At 60.5% G+C, this 20,285-nt stretch carries 21 protein-coding genes; 14 read left to right on the forward strand and 7 right to left on the reverse strand.

Annotated features, from left to right (window positions below; translation table 11 throughout):
* The first annotated feature begins 337 nt into the window (after positions 1-337).
* The 4 genes from BUS12_RS04160 to BUS12_RS04175 all read left to right on the forward strand — a co-directional run bounded on the left by BUS12_RS04160 (position 338) and on the right by BUS12_RS04175 (position 4,839).
* Positions 338-640, forward strand: coding sequence for a hypothetical protein (locus BUS12_RS04160; protein ID WP_074294373.1), 303 nt, complete (start codon positions 338-340; stop codon positions 638-640).
* Between the two features lie 460 nt (positions 641-1,100).
* A complete protein-coding gene (locus BUS12_RS04165) occupies positions 1,101-2,246 on the forward strand; it encodes a porin (protein ID WP_074294374.1) in 1,146 nt (381 codons plus the stop codon).
* A 438-nt stretch (positions 2,247-2,684) separates the two neighbouring features.
* Positions 2,685-4,148 carry a sensor histidine kinase gene (locus BUS12_RS04170; protein WP_083640237.1) on the forward strand — a complete coding sequence of 488 codons (1,464 nt, stop codon included), beginning with the start codon at positions 2,685-2,687 and terminating at the stop codon, positions 4,146-4,148.
* A gap of 13 nt (positions 4,149-4,161) precedes the next feature.
* On the forward strand, positions 4,162-4,839 hold the full coding sequence (locus BUS12_RS04175; protein ID WP_074294375.1) for a response regulator transcription factor: 678 nt from the start codon (positions 4,162-4,164) through the stop codon (positions 4,837-4,839).
* A gap of 131 nt (positions 4,840-4,970) precedes the next feature.
* Here BUS12_RS04175 and BUS12_RS04180 read toward each other — a convergent pair whose 3' ends face one another.
* Both BUS12_RS04180 and BUS12_RS04185 read right to left on the reverse strand, forming a co-directional pair.
* Positions 4,971-5,240 (reverse strand): DUF4148 domain-containing protein, encoded by a 270-nt coding sequence (locus BUS12_RS04180; RefSeq protein ID WP_074294376.1) that lies wholly within the window; start codon positions 5,238-5,240, stop codon positions 4,971-4,973.
* Positions 5,241-5,384: 144 nt separating this feature from the next.
* On the reverse strand, positions 5,385-6,059 hold the full coding sequence (locus BUS12_RS04185) for a response regulator transcription factor (protein WP_074294377.1): 675 nt from the start codon (positions 6,057-6,059) through the stop codon (positions 5,385-5,387).
* Between the two features lie 478 nt (positions 6,060-6,537).
* On the opposite strand from BUS12_RS04185, the gene BUS12_RS04190 reads away from it, so the two are divergent.
* Entirely contained in the window at positions 6,538-7,248 is a 711-nt protein-coding gene (locus BUS12_RS04190; protein WP_074294378.1) for a lysophospholipid acyltransferase family protein, read from the forward strand.
* Between the two features lie 156 nt (positions 7,249-7,404).
* On the opposite strand, the gene BUS12_RS04195 is transcribed toward BUS12_RS04190, so the two are convergent.
* The gene (locus tag BUS12_RS04195) at positions 7,405-7,608 is read right to left on the reverse strand and encodes a cold-shock protein (protein WP_074266313.1); all 204 of its coding nucleotides are present in this window, start codon (positions 7,606-7,608) and stop codon (positions 7,405-7,407) included.
* 218 nt (positions 7,609-7,826) lie between these two features.
* Here BUS12_RS04195 and BUS12_RS04200 point away from each other — a divergent pair, with 218 nt between their 5' ends.
* A complete protein-coding gene (locus BUS12_RS04200; protein ID WP_074294379.1) occupies positions 7,827-8,096 on the forward strand; it encodes a hypothetical protein in 270 nt (89 codons plus the stop codon).
* An 80-nt stretch (positions 8,097-8,176) separates the two neighbouring features.
* Complete coding sequence (locus BUS12_RS04205) at positions 8,177-8,437, forward strand: DUF6723 family protein (protein ID WP_074294380.1); 261 nt, start codon at positions 8,177-8,179, stop codon at positions 8,435-8,437.
* 139 nt (positions 8,438-8,576) lie between these two features.
* Here the strand turns inward: BUS12_RS04205 and BUS12_RS04210 are convergent, their stop codons facing one another.
* The gene (locus tag BUS12_RS04210; RefSeq protein ID WP_074294381.1) at positions 8,577-8,846 is read right to left on the reverse strand and encodes a hypothetical protein; all 270 of its coding nucleotides are present in this window, start codon (positions 8,844-8,846) and stop codon (positions 8,577-8,579) included.
* A 266-nt stretch (positions 8,847-9,112) separates the two neighbouring features.
* Here BUS12_RS04210 and BUS12_RS04215 point away from each other — a divergent pair, with 266 nt between their 5' ends.
* The 5 genes from BUS12_RS04215 to BUS12_RS04235 all read left to right on the forward strand — a co-directional run bounded on the left by BUS12_RS04215 (position 9,113) and on the right by BUS12_RS04235 (position 15,402).
* On the forward strand, positions 9,113-9,361 hold the full coding sequence (locus tag BUS12_RS04215) for a hypothetical protein (protein WP_074294382.1): 249 nt from the start codon (positions 9,113-9,115) through the stop codon (positions 9,359-9,361).
* A 195-nt stretch (positions 9,362-9,556) separates the two neighbouring features.
* Positions 9,557-10,981, forward strand: coding sequence for an aldehyde dehydrogenase (gene aldA / locus BUS12_RS04220; protein ID WP_074297073.1), 1,425 nt, complete (start codon positions 9,557-9,559; stop codon positions 10,979-10,981).
* Positions 10,982-11,144: 163 nt separating this feature from the next.
* Entirely contained in the window at positions 11,145-12,467 is a 1,323-nt protein-coding gene (locus BUS12_RS04225) for an MFS transporter (RefSeq protein ID WP_074294383.1), read from the forward strand.
* Entirely contained in the window at positions 12,468-13,685 is a 1,218-nt protein-coding gene (locus BUS12_RS04230) for a mandelate racemase/muconate lactonizing enzyme family protein (RefSeq protein WP_074294384.1), read from the forward strand.
* A gap of 55 nt (positions 13,686-13,740) precedes the next feature.
* Positions 13,741-15,402, forward strand: a complete 1,662-nt coding sequence (locus BUS12_RS04235; protein ID WP_074294385.1) for a GMC family oxidoreductase — start codon at positions 13,741-13,743, stop codon at positions 15,400-15,402.
* 105 nt (positions 15,403-15,507) lie between these two features.
* Here the strand turns inward: BUS12_RS04235 and BUS12_RS04240 are convergent, their stop codons facing one another.
* The 3 genes from BUS12_RS04240 to BUS12_RS04250 all read right to left on the reverse strand — a co-directional run bounded on the left by BUS12_RS04240 (position 15,508) and on the right by BUS12_RS04250 (position 17,265).
* Entirely contained in the window at positions 15,508-16,098 is a 591-nt protein-coding gene (locus BUS12_RS04240) for an IMPACT family protein (RefSeq protein ID WP_074294386.1), read from the reverse strand.
* A gap of 141 nt (positions 16,099-16,239) precedes the next feature.
* The gene (locus BUS12_RS04245) at positions 16,240-16,818 is read right to left on the reverse strand and encodes a TetR/AcrR family transcriptional regulator (protein ID WP_074294387.1); all 579 of its coding nucleotides are present in this window, start codon (positions 16,816-16,818) and stop codon (positions 16,240-16,242) included.
* A gap of 120 nt (positions 16,819-16,938) precedes the next feature.
* Positions 16,939-17,265, reverse strand: a complete 327-nt coding sequence (locus BUS12_RS04250; RefSeq protein ID WP_074297075.1) for an NIPSNAP family protein — start codon at positions 17,263-17,265, stop codon at positions 16,939-16,941.
* A gap of 301 nt (positions 17,266-17,566) precedes the next feature.
* Between BUS12_RS04250 and BUS12_RS04255 the strand changes: the two genes are divergently transcribed.
* Entirely contained in the window at positions 17,567-18,628 is a 1,062-nt protein-coding gene (locus BUS12_RS04255; protein WP_074294388.1) for an ABC transporter substrate-binding protein, read from the forward strand.
* A 32-nt stretch (positions 18,629-18,660) separates the two neighbouring features.
* The gene (locus BUS12_RS04260; RefSeq protein WP_074294389.1) at positions 18,661-20,268 is read left to right on the forward strand and encodes an ABC transporter substrate-binding protein; all 1,608 of its coding nucleotides are present in this window, start codon (positions 18,661-18,663) and stop codon (positions 20,266-20,268) included.
* Positions 20,269-20,285 lie beyond the last annotated feature (17 nt).

Genomic DNA, 20,285 nt, shown 5'->3' on the forward strand with positions numbered 1-20,285 from the left:
TTCGGCGCGATGAACGAATCAACGCGATCGGGAAACGCGCCATGTCGAAATATAACCTCAGCAGATGTCGTGCCGTGCTGCTTCGCTCACGCATAAGCGGTCTGGGCCGGCGGCGGGGGGCCTTGAGGGCGCGCGTTTGCGGTTGGCCGGTGGCGTCGTTGACGTCTTGCGAACTTGACCTATAACGGAGTTGCGGCGCGGTCGTTCTGTGTATCGGGGGCGGCCGCAGCCGGTCCGAAGCGTGCCATTGGTGCATTGCACGGGCCGGTCCGGCAGCAAGGCTGGGCGATTGGAGCCGTTACCCAGGTAATGGGTACCCGATGCAAGGAGTGTCGAGATGAAATCACTTTTCGTGTTGCCGTTGGCTAGCGCTGGCCTGCTTCTGGCAGCCGGCATGGCGAGCGGGCAGGACAGGACGATGGACGTCCAACCACAGGGCCGCGCCATCCTGGAGCAGAACGCGAACCAGTCCGCGCAAGACGCGACGGATATGCCCTACAGCGAAACCGGGCCGACCGGCAAGCCGACCGCGGGTTCCATCACCCATGCCTCGTATGGCGGCACGGCCGATTTCGGCGCAGAGTCGGGTGGCCCGCGGTGCGCAACGGGTCCCCGCTGCAACATTTTCCGCGGCCGATGACGGCAACGAAACGGCGCCCTTGCGGTATCGCGCGATGCTTCGAACGTTCGCAAACGCCATGTGCAGGAAAAGCGGTGCAATGCCAGAGATGGCATTGCACCGTCACGCATCTCTCGGCGCAGCGCGAGAATTAAAGCGACATTAAAGATTTATCTACCTCGTCGGACGCGTTGTCGCTCAGGCACGACACTTACGCATCGCAAATCCGCTAATTTTTTTCCAGAAAGAAATGCGAGCCCGCTTCGCTCAAGGCGCTAGCGTGTCCGCGTTTCGCACTTGCGCTTGTTGAAAGACTGAGTTTCGCCTGAGAGCTCTCGCCAAAGAAAGCGGCTACTTAAACTTCGCTTGCACTTTCATGTCGCTGCAGCCGCACGCAGCGGCGCTGCGTCACAGCGCACAGAAGGGCGCTAAAGCGCGTAGCAGGCAGAGATTCTCCACTCCACTCATCAGGTAAAGGTAAATGAAAAAAACGTGTTTGGCCGGACTGTTGTCCGCACTTGCGCTGTCTAATGTCGCGCATGCTCAGAACAGTGTCACGCTCTACGGCATTATCGATGAGGGCCTCGACTTCACCACCAACGCGGCCGGTAACCGGGGATACCAGATGGTGAGCGGCGATACGGCCGGCAGCCGTTTCGGCCTGAAAGGCAGCGAAGACCTCGGCGGCGGCATGAAGGCCATTTTCCAGTTGGAAAACGGCTTTAACACCAACACGGGTGCGGCGGGCCAGGGCGGCCTGATGTTCGGCCGTCAGGCATACGTGGGCTTGTCCTCGGCGCAATACGGCACGATCACGATGGGCCGCCAGTACGATCCGACCATCGACATGTGGAGCGGCTTCACGGCAGCCGGCAACTGGGAAGGCGATCTCGGCGCGCATCCGCTTGACAACGACAACGCGGATTGGGACTACCGCATCCAGAACTCGGTCAAGTACGTGTCGCCGACCGTGGCGGGCTTCACCGGCGAAGCCATGTACGGCTTTAGCAACGAAGCCGGCGGTTTCGCCGACAACCGGATGTACAGCGCGGCGCTCCAGTACCAGATGGGAGCGCTTTCCGCTGTATTGGCCTATATGAAGACCAACAACGGCGGTGCGAATACCGGCGGGGCATCGCCGAGCACGACGATCGTGTTCAGCGGGTCCTCGCAACAGAACATCGACGCCGGTGCTTCGTACAAGTTCTCCGACAAGGCCGTGGTCTCGCTGGCCTATTCGCACATCGATGTCTACAACCCGACCTACAGCGAGTATTTCACCACGCAACCGGTCGCGGGTACGCAAAACTCATGGAAGTTCGATAACTTCGAAATCAACGGCCAGTACTACTTCGCGCATGACTTCTGGCTCGGTGCCGCCTATACGTTTACGCGCGCCCACATCTCCACGGTGACGGGCAGCTCGGATGCAAACTGGAACCAGTTGTCGCTCATGCTCGACTATGATCTGAGCGCGCGCACTTCTGTCTACGTGCAAGGGGCTTATCAGCACGCGGACGGCAAGACGGGTCAGGACTTCGATTACGCGAACATTGTCGGTTCGCCGAGTCAGTCGTCGACCGGCAACCAGATGGTGTACCGCATTGCGATGATGCATCGCTTTTAAGGCGTCCGCGATTTAACTGCAACATGCAAAAGCACAGACCGGATTCCGGTCTGTGCTTTTTTCATTGTTGTGCGTTTTAACACGTCTGGCAGGGGCTAAAGCTAAGTTTCTTGCCTGACGTGATAGTTGGTAGTGGGGGTAATGTAAAGAATCCATCTTGATGTTTCATGCAATGCGCACAAAGTGACGGGTTTTTCATCTTTGTGCGGTCTGGTATTTATTCGCGTAAGGCTATGATGCCGACACTGTGACGATTCTGACCATGCTTTGGCAGTTTATGTAAGCTATGGAATCCTTATTGTAATGTTGAGCCTATCCGGAAGCCCATATCCCAGGACGCGAGACGAAATCGACCAGCATGAATGCTCAGGAATTTAATCGCTGTCGATCCGGTCCAGGCGGGTCCACGTTCTTAACGAATCAACACGCGAGGGGCCGATGACCGTGTCCACTCTGGAACTTGGCAAAGTACGAGGAACGGCGATCTCCACTGAGACACGAGCTACGCATTCGACGAGCCGTCCGGGCCAGCGCTGGCATACGAGCACGTTTAGATGGCTGTCGGCTTACGCCGCGATCTTCACGCTGTGTTTCATGGCCTTATTGGGGTTCCTCGAATATTCGGTCGGCGCGGCGATGGAACGCGAGGCGGACAGCGCGATTCACTGGCAGATGCGTTACTTCGATTCGAAAGGCGACGACCGGCTGGTGTCCGCGATTGAAAGACGGATCGAGCGGGAGAACCGGCACGCAAATTACTACGGCCTGTTCACGCCGGACGGCCAGCGCATTGCCGGCGACATCATGGCGTTGCCGCACGGCTTGAAGTTCGAACTGGCGAGCGAGTCCCACAGTTCGACCACGGGCAGCACGCTGATGCTCGCAGAGAATCCTTCCACGCCCACAGTACGCGTGATGGGAGAGACCCGCGCCAATGGCGACCAACTGGTGATCGGGCGCAGCCTGGACGATGTGCGGCAAGTGCGCGAGGAATTGACCCGCGCGCTGATCGGCGGGGGCGTGCTGTGTCTGGTCCTCAGTCTCGGTACCGGTCTCCTGCTGAGTTTTCGTCAGATGCGGCGGGTGGCGGACATGCGGCGCGTCACGACTCGCATCGCCAATGGCGATCTGGCGCAACGCTTGCCGATTGGCGGCCGCGATGAACTGGACATGCTTTGCCATCTCGTCAATCACATGCTTACCGAAGTGGAGCGTCTGATGAACGAGGTCAAAGGCGCGTGCGACGGCATTGCGCACGACCTGCGCACGCCGCTCGTGCGCTTGCGCCTGCAGTTGGCGAACCTCGCGGAGCGGGTGCGGGACAACGGTGACGAGGCGGCCAATACGTTGCTTGCCCATGCGCGCGTCGAGGCGGATTCCATTCTCGACCGCTTCGGCGCCATGCTGCGCATTTCGGAAATCGGCGCATTGCAACGGCGCAGCGGCTTCGACATTGTGTCCTTGCAGACGCTCGTCGAGGAACTGTGCGACCTGTATCAACCGCTCGCAGAGGAAAAGTCGATCAAGCTGCAGTTGAGCACCGAAGCGGTCGATTCGGTCCATGCCGATCGGGCGCTGCTGTTCGAGGCTTTCAGCAATCTGCTCGACAACGCCATCAAGTTCGCGCCGGAAGGGGGCGATGTCAGCGTGGTGTTGCGATCCGACCAGGCGGGTCCGCAACTCGTAATCGCCGACAACGGACCGGGTATCCCGGTGAGCGAGCGCAACGCGGTGCTCAACCGCTTCTACCGCGTCGAGCAGACGCGTCACATACCAGGCACGGGGCTTGGGCTCGGCATTGTGTCCGCAATCGTCCGTCTGCATGATTTCGAGCTCCGCATTGGCGGCGAAGAGTGCGGCACGACGATCACCATCGATTGCTGGTCACACAACCTGCAGTAGGTCCTAACGCTAGATGAGAATTCTGCTGGTGTCGTCCTCCGAGACGGAGACGGTTTACCTTCATAAGGCGTTCAGGGAGAGCGCGCACAGCGTACACGTAGCGGATAACCTGCGTTATGCCCTCTATCTGGCCTCGCATGAAGCGTTCGATGCGATTGTCGTTTCCGCGGTGGGGCTGTCCCTGATGACCGCACTGTTCGACGCGCTGCCCGAACTGGCCAGGCTGCCGCGCGCACCGTCGGTGATCGTTGCGCTTGCAAGCGGTACCTCGCAAGATCGCGCGCGCGTGCTGCGCGCCGGTGCGGACGCCTGCTTCGTGCAACCGTATTCGTTTCTCGAGATGCAGGAGCGCATGCTGGCGCTTCATCGCGCTTCCGTGGCGCGTTCGGCGCAGCCGGCCGTTACGACGCCGGCGCTGAAGCTGGACCCGTTGACGCGCGATCTCGTCGAAGACGGCAAGCGCGTGCTGTTGACGAAGCGCGAATATCTGCTGATTGAATGCCTGCTGCGTCAGGCGAAGGCGCCGGTAGCGAGAGATCAGTTGATCCGTTACGCGTGGCCGGACAAGGAGGATGTCGAACCCGCCAGCGTCAACCTGGTGGTATCGCGCCTGCGGCGCAAGCTGGAGCTGAATGGGTTCAGGGTCCGCGTCGAGACCATTAGCCGCTTCGGCTATCAATTGGCTTCGTGATAAAGCCTGGCGTGGGGTATCGGGCCGGCTCGCGCCCGCGCAATGCGGACCGGCGCGGGCAGGCTGCAGGAGATCCGGCAGTCCGCTTCGCCCGGCCATTCACATGCGATGACGCGTGTTGCGCGAAACGTTCACGGATGCGCGTACACGGTGCTGTTCAGGTAGGCGAGCTGGCCGTCCTTTTCTGCGTGTACGAGTTCGCCATAGACTTCGGCGCGGGTCTTCGGTGCAACGGCCTGGCCGGTCGGCGGAACCCATGTGCCGACTTGCGGCGTGGCGTTCGACATCGCCACGGTGGTCGTGGCATTGTCGGCCGGAGCGTTGGTGGCCGGATTGCTTTGGGCGAATGCCGTGCCGGTAGCGAGAATGCTCAACAGGGCTGCGATCTTCAGTGCTTTCATGACTGCTCCTTCATGCGGAAGAGATGGTGAGGTCCGGGCTGTACCGCGTCATGCGGTGCGCGTCTCGGTAAGAAGCAGAATAGAGAGGTAGGCCTATCGCAACGCGAGCATGAAAGTGAAGAGATTTTTAATCGGCTGCAGCGCTTAGCTGAGTATGTAGCCCGAACCCCTGACGGTATGGATCTGCGGATCCTCGCCCGCCGCACTCACCTTCTTGCGCAAGCGCCCCACGTGAACGTCGATGAGGTTGGTGCCCGGGTCGAAGCGGCAGCCCCAGACACCTTCGAAAATCATCGTGCGCGTGAGCACCTGGCCCGGATGCCGCATCATGTATTCGAGCAGTTTGAGTTCGGTGGGCTGAAGGTCCAGCGCCTCGCCGTGATGACTGGCCTGGCGCTTGAGCAGATCGAACGCCAGTTCGCCGACCTGCAGGCAGGTCTCGACGTTGCGAACCGGGGTCTTGCGCCGCAATAGCACTTCGGCGCGTGCGGCCATCTCCTCGCGTGCAAACGGTTTGGTGAGGTAGTCGTCGCCGCCTGCGCGTAGGCCGCGAACGCGCTCGTCGACGTTCGACATCGAGCTCACCAGCAATACGGGCGTGTCGATGCCCGCGTCGCGCATGGTGGCGAGAATCGTCAAGCCATCCAGATCGGGAAGCGTGCGGTCGAGCGTCACGAGGTCGTAGGTGAACGCCATGACCCTGGCGATGCCGTCGCGTCCGCAGCGCGCAACGTCCACTTCATAGCCGGACTCGGATAGCGCGCTCAGAATCTCCTGAATCATCAATTCATCGTCTTCAACAGATAGCACTTTCGGCATGGCTTGTTCGTTCAGGGAGGAGGGGCGTGAGGGAAGCCTGCATCTGCATGACCCATGGCGAATCCAAGGAGCAGGTCGTACGAACATCATCGCTGAGCGCGCGTAACCGGACGTCGCCACGGGGATGAAGGGTTTTTAATGGTTTTGCAACAGGACTGTGGGCTGCCTTTGCCAGGCAACGCCGGCATCGCGAAGAGACTGCGTCCCGGCGATGCGGTTTCCGGAAGGGCCGGGAAGCGAATGATGGCCGCCGAGACGGAGCCGAAAATTTATTTGTGTCAGACTAGATCGATGTCGGCGCCGCAACCGCATAATTTCGCCCGGTTCGCCTCGCTCACCCGCTCAGGACCGCGCTTTCACGTCTCGTGGCGTGAGGCGTCAGCAGCCATATCCCGCACGAAGGCCGCGCCTTGCGTGCGGTTCCGGCGAGCGCAGACGCAACACCTTCCGGCTCCATTCCTTCTTCACTCGGTTTTTCATGCGCACCAAGTTCATCAAATGGTTTTTCATTGTCTGCCTGCTCGGCAGCGGCACGGTCTACTCCGCGTTGATTCTGCTGCTGTTTCCTTTCGTCGGCAGGGCCGGGCGGTACTGGCTGGCAGCGCAATGGTGTCGTGCAATGGTCGCATGGATGCGCTGGCTGCCGGGCGTCACATGTTCGGTGGAAGGCCTCGAGCATCTTCCGGCGGGACCCTCCATCCTCTTGTGCCGTCACGAATCCACGTGGGAGACGCTGGCCTTTCTCGCGCTGTTTCCGCGGCGGATCAGTTTTGTGTTCAAGGAAGACCTGCTGCGCATTCCGTTCTTCGGCTGGGTGCTGCGCGGGCTCGACATGGTCAGCCTGAACCGCGGCTCGCCGCGCCAGGCGCATCAGGCGGTGACACAGGAGTGCGCCGCGCGGCTCGCCAAGGGTGATGTGGTGGTGATATTTCCGGAAGGCACGCGCGTGCCGCACGATGCCCCGCCGCGCTTGACCTCGGGCGGTATTCGTCTGGCATGCGCGACCGGCGCGCCGGTGGTGCCGGTAGTGCACAACGCAGGCAAAGTTTGGCCGGCGAAGGGCTGGCCGGACCGGAAGGGGCACATTCGGGTGGTCGTGGGTCCGGAATTTTCATCGCGCGAGACGTCGCAGCAGGACTTGAGCCGGGCCGTGCACGACTGGATGAAGACGGCTTTGCTGGAACTTTGAGGCGCGGCGCCCGGACGGTCTGGGCGCGCTTCGTCGCGTCTTTGCAACGGGGCGGGCGTGCCGGAGGGGCGGTGGGCCGTCCCAAACCGCCGCCACATAAGCAAATGGCCCGCCGAAGCGGGCCATTTGCAGCAGGGGGAACGGGTTCCCGGCCTGTTACAGCGGCGTGATGTTTGCCGCTTGCTTACCCTTCGGGCCCTGCTTCACTTCGAAGCTGACCTTCTGGTTTTCCTGCAGCGATTTGAAGCCGCTTCCCTGGACTTCCGAGAAATGTGCGAACAGATCTTCGCCGCCGCCGTCAGGCGTAATGAAACCAAAACCCTTTGCATCATTGAACCACTTCACAATACCGGTTGCCATTTTTTAATCCATTCAATTTAAATGTCGCGTTCGCGTTTGCCGCGTCTTCGCCCCGCGACCGAACGCGAAGAATGACTTTGTACCACGCTGATATCCAACCTGCCAATCATCATGTTTCAGCGATGCGTTCTAAACCACGAAATCTCAGTCAAATTTGTGTTGGGAGAATGTAATGTGCCGGTAGGGTAAACTGCGACCCACACTCTCCCAGGAAATACATGAAACACTACTTGCAGGAAGAGTTGACATCGTTTTGGGGCCGTCTGACCCCCTATCTCGCGCTGTTGGAGTCCGCGCAAAGCGGCGCGCTGGAGCCGATCGGGCGTGTCACCGTCGACACGGACGAACGCCAGGCATTCGCGCTGCATACCACCGATGCGAAGCCACACGGCGATACCTCGGACGTTCCGACGGGACAAAGCGCCACCTACACGCGTTTGAAGGCCGATGGCGCCGCCTGGGGCCCCTGGCTAAGGGAAGCGTACTGATCACGGCGGCGAACGCCGCTTCCAGAGGGCTGTGCGGGCGCGATGCCCGCTACGCTCCGCCACTCAATCTGTTTCAGCGTATGAGCAAGTCTGCATTCATCCCCAGCGTTCCGGCGCAATCCGAGAGCGATTTCGACGTCTCGGCGTCCTCGCGCCTCGCCGGCTACCGGCGCTTTTTCGGCGTGTTGAACGTGGTCCGCAAGACCGACGGCCGACTGTTGTTCCCGTTCGACGGTGCGCCCGAACTTGGCCCCTTCCCGACGAAAGTGGAGGCGCTGGCGGCTGCCCAGGTGTATGGCGAGCATATCGTCGCCGCCGACCTGGCCAATCCGGAGCTATAGCAGACCTGGCGGCAGCCGTATGTCTTGTCCTTGCGCCAGCCGTCGCTTGCAGGACGAGTCTGCAAGGACGGCTACACGGTCTGACGCCGCAATGAAACGCATCGATATGCTCGGTAGTACTGACGGACACTGCTGCATGTTATTGCGGATCGGTTTTGGCCTGCGTCGTTTGAGTGTTCGACGTGTCGCTGGATGAAGGCATGCTCATGCTGCCTTGATCCATCATCATGCCGGCGGGTTTGGTGGTCCACGGGCTGTTGATCGGATCGCCTTGATACGTCATCCCAGCCGTTGCCGCACCGTGCGCGTTACCCGCACCGCCGTTGTTGCCCGCAAACGCTGCTCCCGACACGCTCAACGACACTGCAGCCGCGCCCGTCATGACGACGGTCAGAATTGCCTTGTTCATTTCGATTCTCCCGGTAAGCGATGCAAGATTGCGTCGCGTCACTTCATATACGGGGAAATGCCGGCACTGGATGCACACCTTCGGTCACGCCACGATGCGCCGTGCGATCTCTTTCTGTTCCTCACCGCAAGCAGCCGTAACCTGGCGTTACCAATCTCGCATGCAGGTTTCACCTGTAAATGAGAACCCTCCCTAGACTTCCGTCACTGCGGTGGCCGTCGCGCATTCCGCTACGCGCGCCAGGCTTTTTCTTGCGGGAGACATCAATGCAACGAACGCGTCACCCCCTCGTGACCGCCCAGTTGGATGGCACGGAACTGTGTGCCGATTATTGCCAGCAAACCGGCCGCTTGCGGATTCTCCAGGGGACCGCCGTCGTACGGGAATGGTTTCCGCCCAACTCGTGGATTGCCATCGCATCGGTGGCCGGCGCCCGCAACTGGGGGACGCGGCCCGATTCCGATGAGCTGCAGATCTTGCTGGCAAGTCAGGTGTCGTTGCTGCGGATCGGCTAGTCGAGCCGGCGCTTCAGCCACGCCGACCCTTCCCCTCTCCTTCATGCCAAACATGAGTTTTTCGAATGTTTGGTGCCCAAATTAGTCGCTTGTCGCCCCTCGCTACGCGGAGAAGAATTCTGCCCATGCAGCGGCGGCATGGAATCCATAGCCGTCGGCCATGCGTTTTTCGCACTACGCCACCTGGTAACGACTATGCGACTCGATCGGAATTTTGTGAGCGGCCAGTTCATCGATCCCGCCAGCGACGAACTCATTTCCGTCTACAACCCCGCCACCGAGGCCCTGATTGCCCGCGTCGCGGGCGCCTCGAAGGACGAAGCGATTGCCGCGGTCAACGCGGCGGCGCTTGCGCAGAAAGGCTGGCGTAAGCTGCCGTCCGCCGAACGCGCGGTTTATCTGCACAAGCTTGCCGACGCGCTGACCGAATGCGCGCCCGCGATCGGCGCGGCGCTTGCGCTGGAGTCGGGCAAGAGTGTCGCCGACGCAACCAGCGAAGCCATCTATGCCGGCCAGATCACGCGCTATCACGCGGAATGGGCGCGCCGCATCGAAGGCGAAGTCATTCCGAGCGACACCCCCGACGAGAACCTGGTGCTGCATCGCGAGCCGATGGGCGTCGTGGCTTGCCTGATTCCGTTCAACTATCCGGTCTACACGTTCATGCGCAAGGTCGCGCCTGCGCTGATTGCCGGCAATACGGTGGTGGTGCGGCCGAGCAACAACACGCCGACGTCCGCGTTCGAAATCGCCAAGGCTGTCGAACGCGCGGGCTTGCCGGCCGGCGTGGTGAACATTCTGGCGATGAGCCACGATGTTGCGGAAACGCTTTGCACGCATCCGGCGGTCGGCATGATCACGCTGACGGGCAGTGTGGGCGCGGGCCGCAAGGTGCTCGAGTACTGCAAGGCGAACATCGCGAAGCCGTCGCTCGAACTGGGCGGCAAGACACCGGCGATCATCGAGCCGGATGCCGATCTAGAAAAGGCCGCGCGCGAACTCGTCGCGTCCAAGACCACGCATTGCGGCCAGTTGTGCACGGCGATCGAACGTGTGTACGTGCATGAAAGCGTGCACGACCGTTTCGTCGCGCTGCTCAAGCAGCATATGAGCGCCGTGAAATCGGGCGATCGCGCCGACCATCCCGCTTTGATGGGACCGCTCGTCAACGAGGCGTCGCGCCGGTCGATTCACGCCATGGTCGAACGCGCGGTAGAGGCGGGCGCCAGGCTCGAGACGGGCGGCGAGTTGCCGGACGGCAAGGGCTTCTTCTATCCGGCCACGTTGCTGTCGAACTGCCGTCAGGACATGGAGATCATCCAGGAAGAAACCTTCGGTCCGATCATGCCGGTCGTGAAATACAGCACGCTCGACGAAGCGCTTGGGATGGCTAACGATCACCAGTTCGGCCTCTCTTCGGTGCTGTACACCGAGAACTATCGCACGGCGATGAAGATTGCCAACGGCATCGAAGCCGGCGAACTGTACGTGAACCGCACGCCGGCCGATCCGTACCAAGGCTTCCACGCAGGCTGGAAGCGCTCAGGCCTGGGCGGCGACGACGGCAAGCACGGCATGCTCGAATTCACGCAGACCCGCCTCGTGGTCATGAAGTACTAAAGCAACGTTTATTCGGACCCGGCGCGCCGCTCGCAGCGGCGCGTCTTCCTCAACCTGCAGATTCGCGCAAGCACGCTGCAACCATAACAAAAGATATCGGGGACTCGACAAAGCCGGTGCAACCTTGCACCGCAGGCCTTGCGTGTCTCTTAGGAGCACCTCAGTGTCATCTCAGTCCGTCCAATCCGCCGCCTCGCTGGCCGCATCCAACGACGCAGCCGCCTTGCGCGAAACCCCGGCGCAGCGCTATGTGCAACTGCTGCTGCTGGTGATCGCCGCCGGTGCGATCTATCCGATTCTCTATCTGCGGCAGGTGTACCAGCCCACGATGCTGGAAGTGTTTCATATCACCGACAGTCAACTGGGCTATCTGTATTCGTCGCTCGGCACCATCTTTTTGCTGAGCTATTTGCCGAGCGGCTGGCTCGCCGATCGCATCGCGCCGCGCCTGCTCATCTGCTTTTCGCTGATTGCAACGGGTGCGCTCGGTCTGTGGTATTCGACCGCCCCGTCGTTTCATCTGCTGATGGTGATCTTCGGCGGCTGGGGCCTGTCGACAGGTCTGACGTTCTGGGCCGCCGTGATCAAGCGTGTGACGATGATCGCCGGCGCGCATGAACAGGGCCGTTTCTTCGGCTTTCTCGACGGCGGCCGCGGCCTGGTTGAAGCGCTGCTGGCAACCGTCGCCATCACGCTGTTCGCATGGGCCACGCAGACGCGCGGCGAACCGGTGGCGGCCGGCTTCAGGCTGGTGGTCTACATGTACGCGTTTCTGTGCATCGCGCTGGGCGTGGTGCTCGGGATGGTGAAGGATCCGCAGGGTAGCAAGGCCGCCGCGGAGCAAGCTGCCACGCGCAAACGCAACAACGTGCTGCTCGACCTGAAGACGCTCGCGACGATTCCGGAGCTGTGGCTTGTCGCCGCGATTGTGTTTTGCGGCTACCAGGTGTTCTGGGCAACGTACAGCTTTTCCGCGTATCTGCATGAAGGGGCGATCGGCCTGTCGGTGGTGATGGCCGGCACGATCACGACGCTCAAGTTGTGGATGCGGCCGATTGGCGGCATCGGCGGCGGCTTCCTGGGTGACCGCTTCTCCAAGATTTCGGTGCTGGTGATCGCGCTGTTTCTGGCCGCGCTCTCGCTGCTGGGACTGGTCGCCGCGCCTGGCATCGGCAGCCATGTGGCGCTGGTGTTCCTCGTGCTGTTCATCGGCATTCTGACCTACGCCATTCGCGGCCTTTACTGGTCGTTGCTCGACCGCTGCAACGTGCCGGTCGAAACGATGGGCCTCGCGATTGGTTTGATCTCGGTACTGGGCTACTCGCCGGACGTCTTCCTGCCGCTCATCAACGGCTACCTGACACAGACGTATCCCGGCGTATTCGGCTATCAACTCTACTTTGGCTATGTAGCCGCAGTGGCAGCGCTCGGTGGCTTTGCCGCGCTTGCGCTGAGAAACAGGCTTAACAGGAAAGAAGGTGCGTAAATGAAAGTTGTTTCGCTCGAAACGCATATTGTCGCTGTACCGCCGCCGCATCTGGGCGGCATGTACTGGATCTTCGTCAAGCTGAAGACGGCTTGCGGAATTGAAGGTGTCGGTGAAATCTATTCGGCGACGTTCCATCCGGATGCGATGACACACATCATCGACGACGTGTTCGGCCGTTATCTGCAGGACAAGGATCCGCATCACGTCGAGCGGCTGTGGCGCGAGGCCTATTCGAGCGGCTTCACGCAGCGCCCCGATCTGACCATGATGGGCGTGGTCAGCGGTCTCGAGATGGCGTGCTGGGACATCATCGGCAAGGCGGCGGGCAAGCCGGTCTATGAATTGCTGGGTGGCATGGTCAACGAGCGGCTTCGTTCGTATACCTACCTGTACCCGAAGAACAGCCGCGGCGAATACGATTACGACGACCCGGATCTGGCCGCCGAATGCGCGGTGGAGAACGTGAAGCGCGGCTTCACCGCAGTCAAGTTCGACCCGGCGGGGCCGTACACCGCCTATTCGGGCCACCAGTTGTCGATGGAAGTGCTGGACCGTTGCGAGCTCTTCTGCCGCAGGGTGCGCGAAGCCGTGGGCAGCAAGGCCGATCTGCTGTTCGGCACGCACGGTCAGATGGTGCCCTCCTCGGCCATTCGTCTCGCCAAACGCCTCGAGAAATACGACCCCTTGTGGTTCGAAGAGCCGGTGCCGCCAGGACAGGAAGGGGCCATGGCCCAGGTCGCGAAGCACACCAGCATTCCGATCGCGGCAGGCGAGCGGCTGACCACCAAGTACGAATTCTTCAAGCTGCTCGAAGCGGGCGCCGCGTCGATCCTGCAACTGAATGTGGCGCGCGTGGGCGGTCTGCTCGAAGCGAAGAAAGTGGCGAGCATCGCCGAGGTGTATTACGCGCAGATCGCGCCGCATCTCTACAACGGCCCGGTCGGCGCTGCGGCCAGCATCCAGCTGGCGGCTTGCACGCCGAACTTCCTGATTCAGGAAAGCATCGGTACGTGGGGCGGTTTCCACGCGGAAGTGTTGAAGACGCCGATTCGCTGGGAAGACGGCTACATCATTCCGTCGCAGGAGCCGGGTCTCGGTGTGGAGTTGAACATGGACGTGGTGCGGCAGCATTCACCGTACACGGGCGAACGGCTGCATCTGCAGATGGCCGCGAAACCCGCGGACGTCAAGGATCTCGCGCCGGCCAAGGGTTGAGCTTGAGACTTACTTTCGCATTCACTGAAGCGGACGCCGTCGGGCGAGATAGACCATGAACTACGACTACATTATTGTCGGCGCGGGCTCTGCGGGCTGCATCCTCGCCAATCGCCTGACGGCGTCGGGCCAGCATTCCGTGCTGCTGCTCGAAGCGGGCGGCAAGGACAGCTCGTTCTGGTTCAAGATTCCAGTGGGTTTCACCAAGACGTACTACAACGAAACCTATAACTGGATGTATTACAGCGAGCCCGAAAAGGAACTCGACAACCGGCCGATCTATTGCCCGCGCGGTAAAGTCCAGGGCGGCTCCGGTTCGATCAACGCGATGATCTTCGTGCGGGGTCAGCCGCACGATTTCGACGACTGGGCTGCCGCCGGCAACAAGGGCTGGTCGTTCAAGGACGTGCTGCCGTATTTCCGCAAGCTCGAGTCGCATCCGTTGGGCAACACCGAGTATCACGGCGCCGATGGCCCGATTCGCATTTCGCCGATGAAGGACGCCGTGCATCCGATCTGCCACGTGTTCCTCAAGGGGTGCGAGCAGGCCGGGTATCAGCGCACTCAGGACTTTAACGGCGCGCAGTTCGAAGGCTCGGGCATATACGACGTGAGCACGCGCAATGGGCAGCGTTCGTCGAGCAGCTTCGAATATCTGCATCCGGTGCTGGACCGCCAGAATCTGACGGTCGAACGTGAAGTGCTGGTGAGCCAGGTGCTGTTCGACGGCAACAAGCGCGCGACGGGCGTAGTGGTCAAGCAGAACGGCGGCGCGCGCACCTTCACCGCGAACCGCGAGGTGATTCTCGCGGCAGGCGCGGTGGATACGCCGAAGCTTCTGCAACTGTCCGGTGTGGGCGACAAGGCGCTGCTCGCGCAGCATCGCATTCCGCTCGTGCATGAACTGCCGGCGGTAGGGCAGAATCTGCAGGACCACCTGTGCGTGAGTTTCTACTATCGCGCCAACGTGAAGACGTTGAACGATGAAATGCGGCCATTGCTTGGCAAGCTCAAGCTGGGCCTGCAGTACCTGCTGACGCGCAAGGGGCCGCTCGCGATGAGCGTGAACCAGTCGGGCGGCTTCTTTAAGGGCAACGATCAGCAGGTGGAGCCTAACCTGCAGCTCTATTTCAATCCGCTGTCGTACCGGATTCCGAAGAGCAACAAGGCGAGCCTCGAGCCGGAACCGTATTCGGGCTTCTTGCTGGCCTTCAATCCCTGCCGGCCGACGAGCCGCGGTTCGATTGAGATTGCTTCGAACCGGGTCGAAGATGCCGCCAGGATTCGCATCAACGCGCTGACCACGGAGAAGGATATCGACGAGGTCATCCAGGGGTGTGAGCTGGTGCGCAAGGTGATGGCAACGTCCGCGCTGCGGGGCATCACGGTGGAGGAGATTTCGCCGGGGCCGCAGGTCAACACGCGCGATGGCTTCCTGCAGTACTTCCGCGAGCAGTCGGGCTCGATCTATCACCTGTGCGGATCGTGCGCGATGGGGGCGGACGTGCAGACGTCAGTGGTCGACGAGCGCTTGCGCGTGCATGGGCTGACGGCTTTGCGGGTGGTCGATGCCTCCATCTTCCCGAACATCACGTCCGGCAATATCAATGCGCCGACGATGATGGTGGCGGAGAAGGGCGCCGAGATGATTCTCGAAGATGCGCAGGCGGATGCCGTGGGCAAGCGGGCCAAGCCGGAGCTCGTGGCGACGCATTGAATGCCGGCGGCTGGTGAATGAACGCGCGAGGGGCCGTGCCGATTTCGTATCGGGCGGCTCCGTTTCTTTTGGGGCTTGCGTGTCGGCCAGGCTAGCCCGCGCGCTTCAGTCTTCTTCCGGAAACACCGCGCGCCCCTGCGTCATATCCCGCAGCGCCTCACGTGCCCCTTGCACGGCCGTGACGGGCATGGTGACCGTCAGGCGCACTTCCATTTCGTAGCCGCTATTGGCGAGCGTGTAGCCCTCCTGTTCAATCCAGCGGCGCACGCGCGCCTCGTCGGGATACGCGATTTGCACCGTCAGCAAGGTCTGGGCAATCCGTTCGACGCGCGGCGCGTCCTGCAGCACGCGGGCAATCGCGTCTGTATAGGCGCGCACCAAACCACCCGCACCGAGTTTTACCCCACCGTAGTAGCGCACCACGGCCGCTAGCACGCCGTCTAGGTCGTGATGCCGCAGCACTTCGAGTATCGGCCTGCCGGCGGTGCCGGACGGTTCGCCATCGTCCGACATGCCGGACTGGCCGCCCGCCAGCAACGCCCAGCAGACGTGCGTGGCGGTGGGATGCTCTTCACGCAGACGGCGCAGTTCGGCCATCGCCGCATCGCGGTCCGCGACGGGGATTGCGTGGGCGATGAAGCGGCTCTTGCGGATTTCGATTTCTTGTTGGCACGCCGTAGCGAGGGTGTGGCTCATGCGGATTTGCAGTAAAGTTTCCAGGAATATCTACGAGTTCAACATTCCTGGTTACGCTGCCTCGGTACGGGTAGCCACGATTATCCCATTCACCGGATCCGATGCGCCGGCAAGCGCGCATTCGTTGGTGGGCCTGTTCGTCTATCGCAGAGGCGCTACGGGCTTGCTTTCCGTGGCAATCAGTCTTTCAGCGGCGTCCCACGCTTCACTCGCCGCGGTTTTTCTGTCGCCGGCCATCGCCGACAGAATGGCGCCATCCAGCAGCATCACCATCTGTCGGGCCATCAGTTCCGCTGCTGGGCGCCGCGCTATGTCCAGCAGCAGGTTCTTGATGAAAAGCCGAAGGCCGGTCTTCTGGGCAATCGTGATACGCATGATCTCCCCAGGTTGAGAGCGGAACTCGGAAAATGCTCCAGTGAACATGCAACCCGTAAAGTCTCTCGTCTTGAACCACCGTTCATGCCACGCGAACACTTCGCGAATCTTGTCCATCGGATCCGATTTTTTATTCACAGCATCGGTTAGCGAAGCGAGCGATTGCTGCATTCTTTGAGCCAATACTTCGGATACGAGGTCGACCTTCGACGGAAAGTGCCGGTACATGGTCATCTTCGCCACACCGGATTCTTCAATGATCCGGTCCATACCTACCGCGTGATAGCCGTCCATGGAAAAAAGGCGTGTCGCTGTTCTGACGATATCCTGCTTCTTGGCGGTCATGGTCGTGTTGTCAGTTCAATTAAGTAAGAACATCCGTGACAAGAATACTACTGCGGAAAATAATTGAACAGACCGGTCTATCCTTGAGCGGCGCTTCGATTGCGTTATGGCATACGTCTCCTACCGCAATGCAGAAAAGTCCGTCGGCGTCAGAAAGTAATTTTCGACTCGCTCGACAATCGGCCTTTCCGCTTCGGTTGCGATGCGCTTCGCGATCCACTCCGCGTCCGCCTGGAATGCGTTCCACTTCTGCTCGCGCTCCGCGAGGTTCTCCCACTTCACCATGTAGGTCAGCGTGTGATTGCTCGGGCCGATCAGCGTCGTCCAGAAGCCGATCTGCTCGATGCCGTATTTCTCGAAGAAACCGAGCGTTATCGAGGTAAAGCGGTCGAGCAACGCCGGCAGGCGCGTGGGCAAGCAGTGATAGATGCGCATTTCTACGATCATGTTGTTCTCCATGTCAGGTTGTGCATTTACGTGTCATAGCAGTCGACGAGGTCAATCGTCAAGTCCTTCGGGGGCGATTCATCGTTAAGAAAAAACTGCAAACAACAAAACTACATTTGCAAATTACCCCATGCGCATAACCTGAAAACTCGCCGGATGCCATTCGGTATCCTTATTTGTTATGACTGAAATAGCCGATCGAAGCTTCATGTTCCTATTGATTCACGACATGCTCCAGCGAAATTGATCCGCAAGGATCGCCCGAAGAGATCGACACCCACACTAACGAACGGTGAGAGTTATGAGCCGCATCTGGTACACACGCTGCCCGGCCCCCACGCCCTTTGGCATCACGGTGCAAAAGGGTTGGCTACAGGAAGAGTTTGCTGCGGACGGTATCGATATCAAGGCACTGCAGGACGCGGACGACGTGTTGATCCGGCGCTCGCATTTCACGCACAGCCAGCCGTGGTCATTCCGGCAAGGCGGCAACATTCCCGCGTTGTGGGCGCGCGCACAAGGCAGCGATACGCGCCTGATCGGGCTTAGCTGGGTTGATGAATTCCAGGCGCTGATTACGCTCGACAGAGACCTTACCCTGGCACCTGCCGCAATCGCCAGGCGCCGCTTCGGGTTGCCGCGCAATACACATTCGAGCGTGGTGGACTTTCATCGGGCAACCGCTTTGCGTGGCATTTCATCGTTACTTGACGCGGCAGATGTGCCGTTTAACGGCATCGATCTCGTCGATTTACCGCACACCCCTCGTGGACTGGAGGACGTCAAGCCGCCGGACGAAGCGCCAATTGGCGAGTGGCTGGCGAGTCAGCGCACCCATGAGTTTGCGCGCGAGGCTCAGGCCTTGTTGCGGGGAGAGGCTGATATCGTCTTTGTCAAGGGTGCTACGGGGCTCGACATCGCCAATCTGCTCGACGCAAGAATCCTCGTTGAAATCGGCGCACAAACCAATCGCCAGGCACACGCCAACAACGGTACGCCGCGCCCGCTTACCGTGGATGCCCAACTGCTACGCGAACGGCCCGATCTGGTGGAGCGTGTCCTGTCCCGCACATTGGCGACGGGTGATTGGGCACAGGCGAATCCGGACGAAGTGACCGCCTATATCGCCCGTGAGACGCGCAGCGCCGAGCATTGGGTGCAGCACGCATATGGTGCGAACCTGCATCGTCAATTGACGATTGGACTCGATCCGGACGCACTCGCGGCACTCGCTGACTTCAAGACTTTCCTGTTCAGGTGGGGCTTCATTCCCGCGGACTTTGATTTCGACCAATGGGTCGATCCCGCACCGCTTGCCGCTGCTCTCAGACGTCGGCAGGTATCTCAACCCGTGCTGGTCTAGACACGGCAATATATCTTCGCACTTCGAAAAAAATGATCATCAATACGTCGCAGAGTGGTGGATTCAAATATCTCAGGAGCGTGCTGTGGATCGTGTTGGCACTGACGCTGGCACAGGTGGGGCAGGAAGCCGTCGCACAGGTACGCGGAGGGACACTCAATTTCGTCGTGACGCCTGAGCCGACAGCACTGGTCGATCTGACCACCACGGCTATCAATGTTCTCAAGGTCAGCCCGAAGGTCACTGAAGGGCTGCTCGACTACGACCTGAACCTGCAACCGAAGCCGTCGCTAGCAACCTCATGGGAGGTTCGCGACGACGGCCGCCAATACGTGTTCCACCTGCGTCATGGCGTCAAATGGCACGACGGCCAGCCGTTTACTTCCGCTGACGTCGCGTTCTCTCTTCAGACGCTCAGGGCCGTTCATCCGCGCGCAAAGGTCACCTTCGCGAAGGTCACTGACATTGAGACGCCGGATCCATACACCGTCGCGATTGTGCTGTCGAAGCCTGCGCCGTATCTGATCAAAGCGTTTTCCGCATCCGAAACACCGATTATCCCGAAGCATCTCTATGACGGCTCCGAGGTGGGTTCCAATCCGGCCAACAACGCCCCGATTGGCACAGGCCCTTTCCGCTTCGTCAAATGGGTGCGCGGGAGCTACATTGAATATGCACGTAACGACAATTATTGGGGCAAGGGCAAACCGCGGATCGACCGGATTATCGTCAAGATCATCGACGACCCCGCCGCGCGGACGGTCGCATTCGAAACGGGAGCGGTAGATCTGGGCGGCGATACGCCGGTACCGTTATCGGATCTCGCCCGGTTAAGGGCGCAGTCGAAGCTGGGGATCGAGACGCGGGGTTACGATTTCGCGGCCGGCCCGACCCGTATCGAGTTCAACCTGGACAACGCTTACCTCAGGAACCTGACGGTGCGACAGGCCATCGCATCGGCTCTGGACCGGGACGTGATCCGTAAGGTGGTCGCTTATGGCTATGCCGTGCCGGTTGCGAGCCCGATTATTCCCAGTAGTCCGTATTACGATCCTGCACCCAATCCCTATCCCTACAACGTCGAGCGTGCCAATTCGCTGCTGGACGAAGCCGGCTACCCACGCAAGGCCGATGGCACGCGCTTCGCCCTGACGCTCGACCCATTGCCAATGGGCGATCTTCCGGTCCGCACGGCCGCGTACGTGAAAGCCGCGCTGTCACGCGTGGGCATTGCGGTCACCGTGCGCAACCAGGATTTGCCTGCTTATCTGAAGCGGGTCTATAGCGACCGCGACTTCGACTTTACCGTCAATGTGATGAGCAATCTGTTCGATCCGGTGGCGGGCGTTGCCCGGCTCTACACCACCGAAAGTTTCCGGCGCGGTGTGCCTTTTACCAATGGCTCGCATTACAGCAATCCACAGATCGACCAACTGTTTGCGGAGGTCGCACAGGAAACCGACGAGAGCAGGAGAAAGCAGTTGTTCTTTCAGATCCAGCGGATTCTCGAACACGATCTGCCGGACATCAATCTTATGGTGACGCAGTCCGTGACGGTGTACTCGCAGGCGGTGCACGAGCATACGGTTTCGCCCGATGGTACGGCCGGTAGCTTCGCCGATCTGTGGTTGCAGCGATGAGAGGCGCAGGCCACACG

This window comes from Paraburkholderia phenazinium, assembly GCF_900142845.1.
In the GTDB taxonomy this organism is placed as follows: Bacteria; Pseudomonadota; Gammaproteobacteria; order Burkholderiales; family Burkholderiaceae; genus Paraburkholderia; species Paraburkholderia phenazinium_A.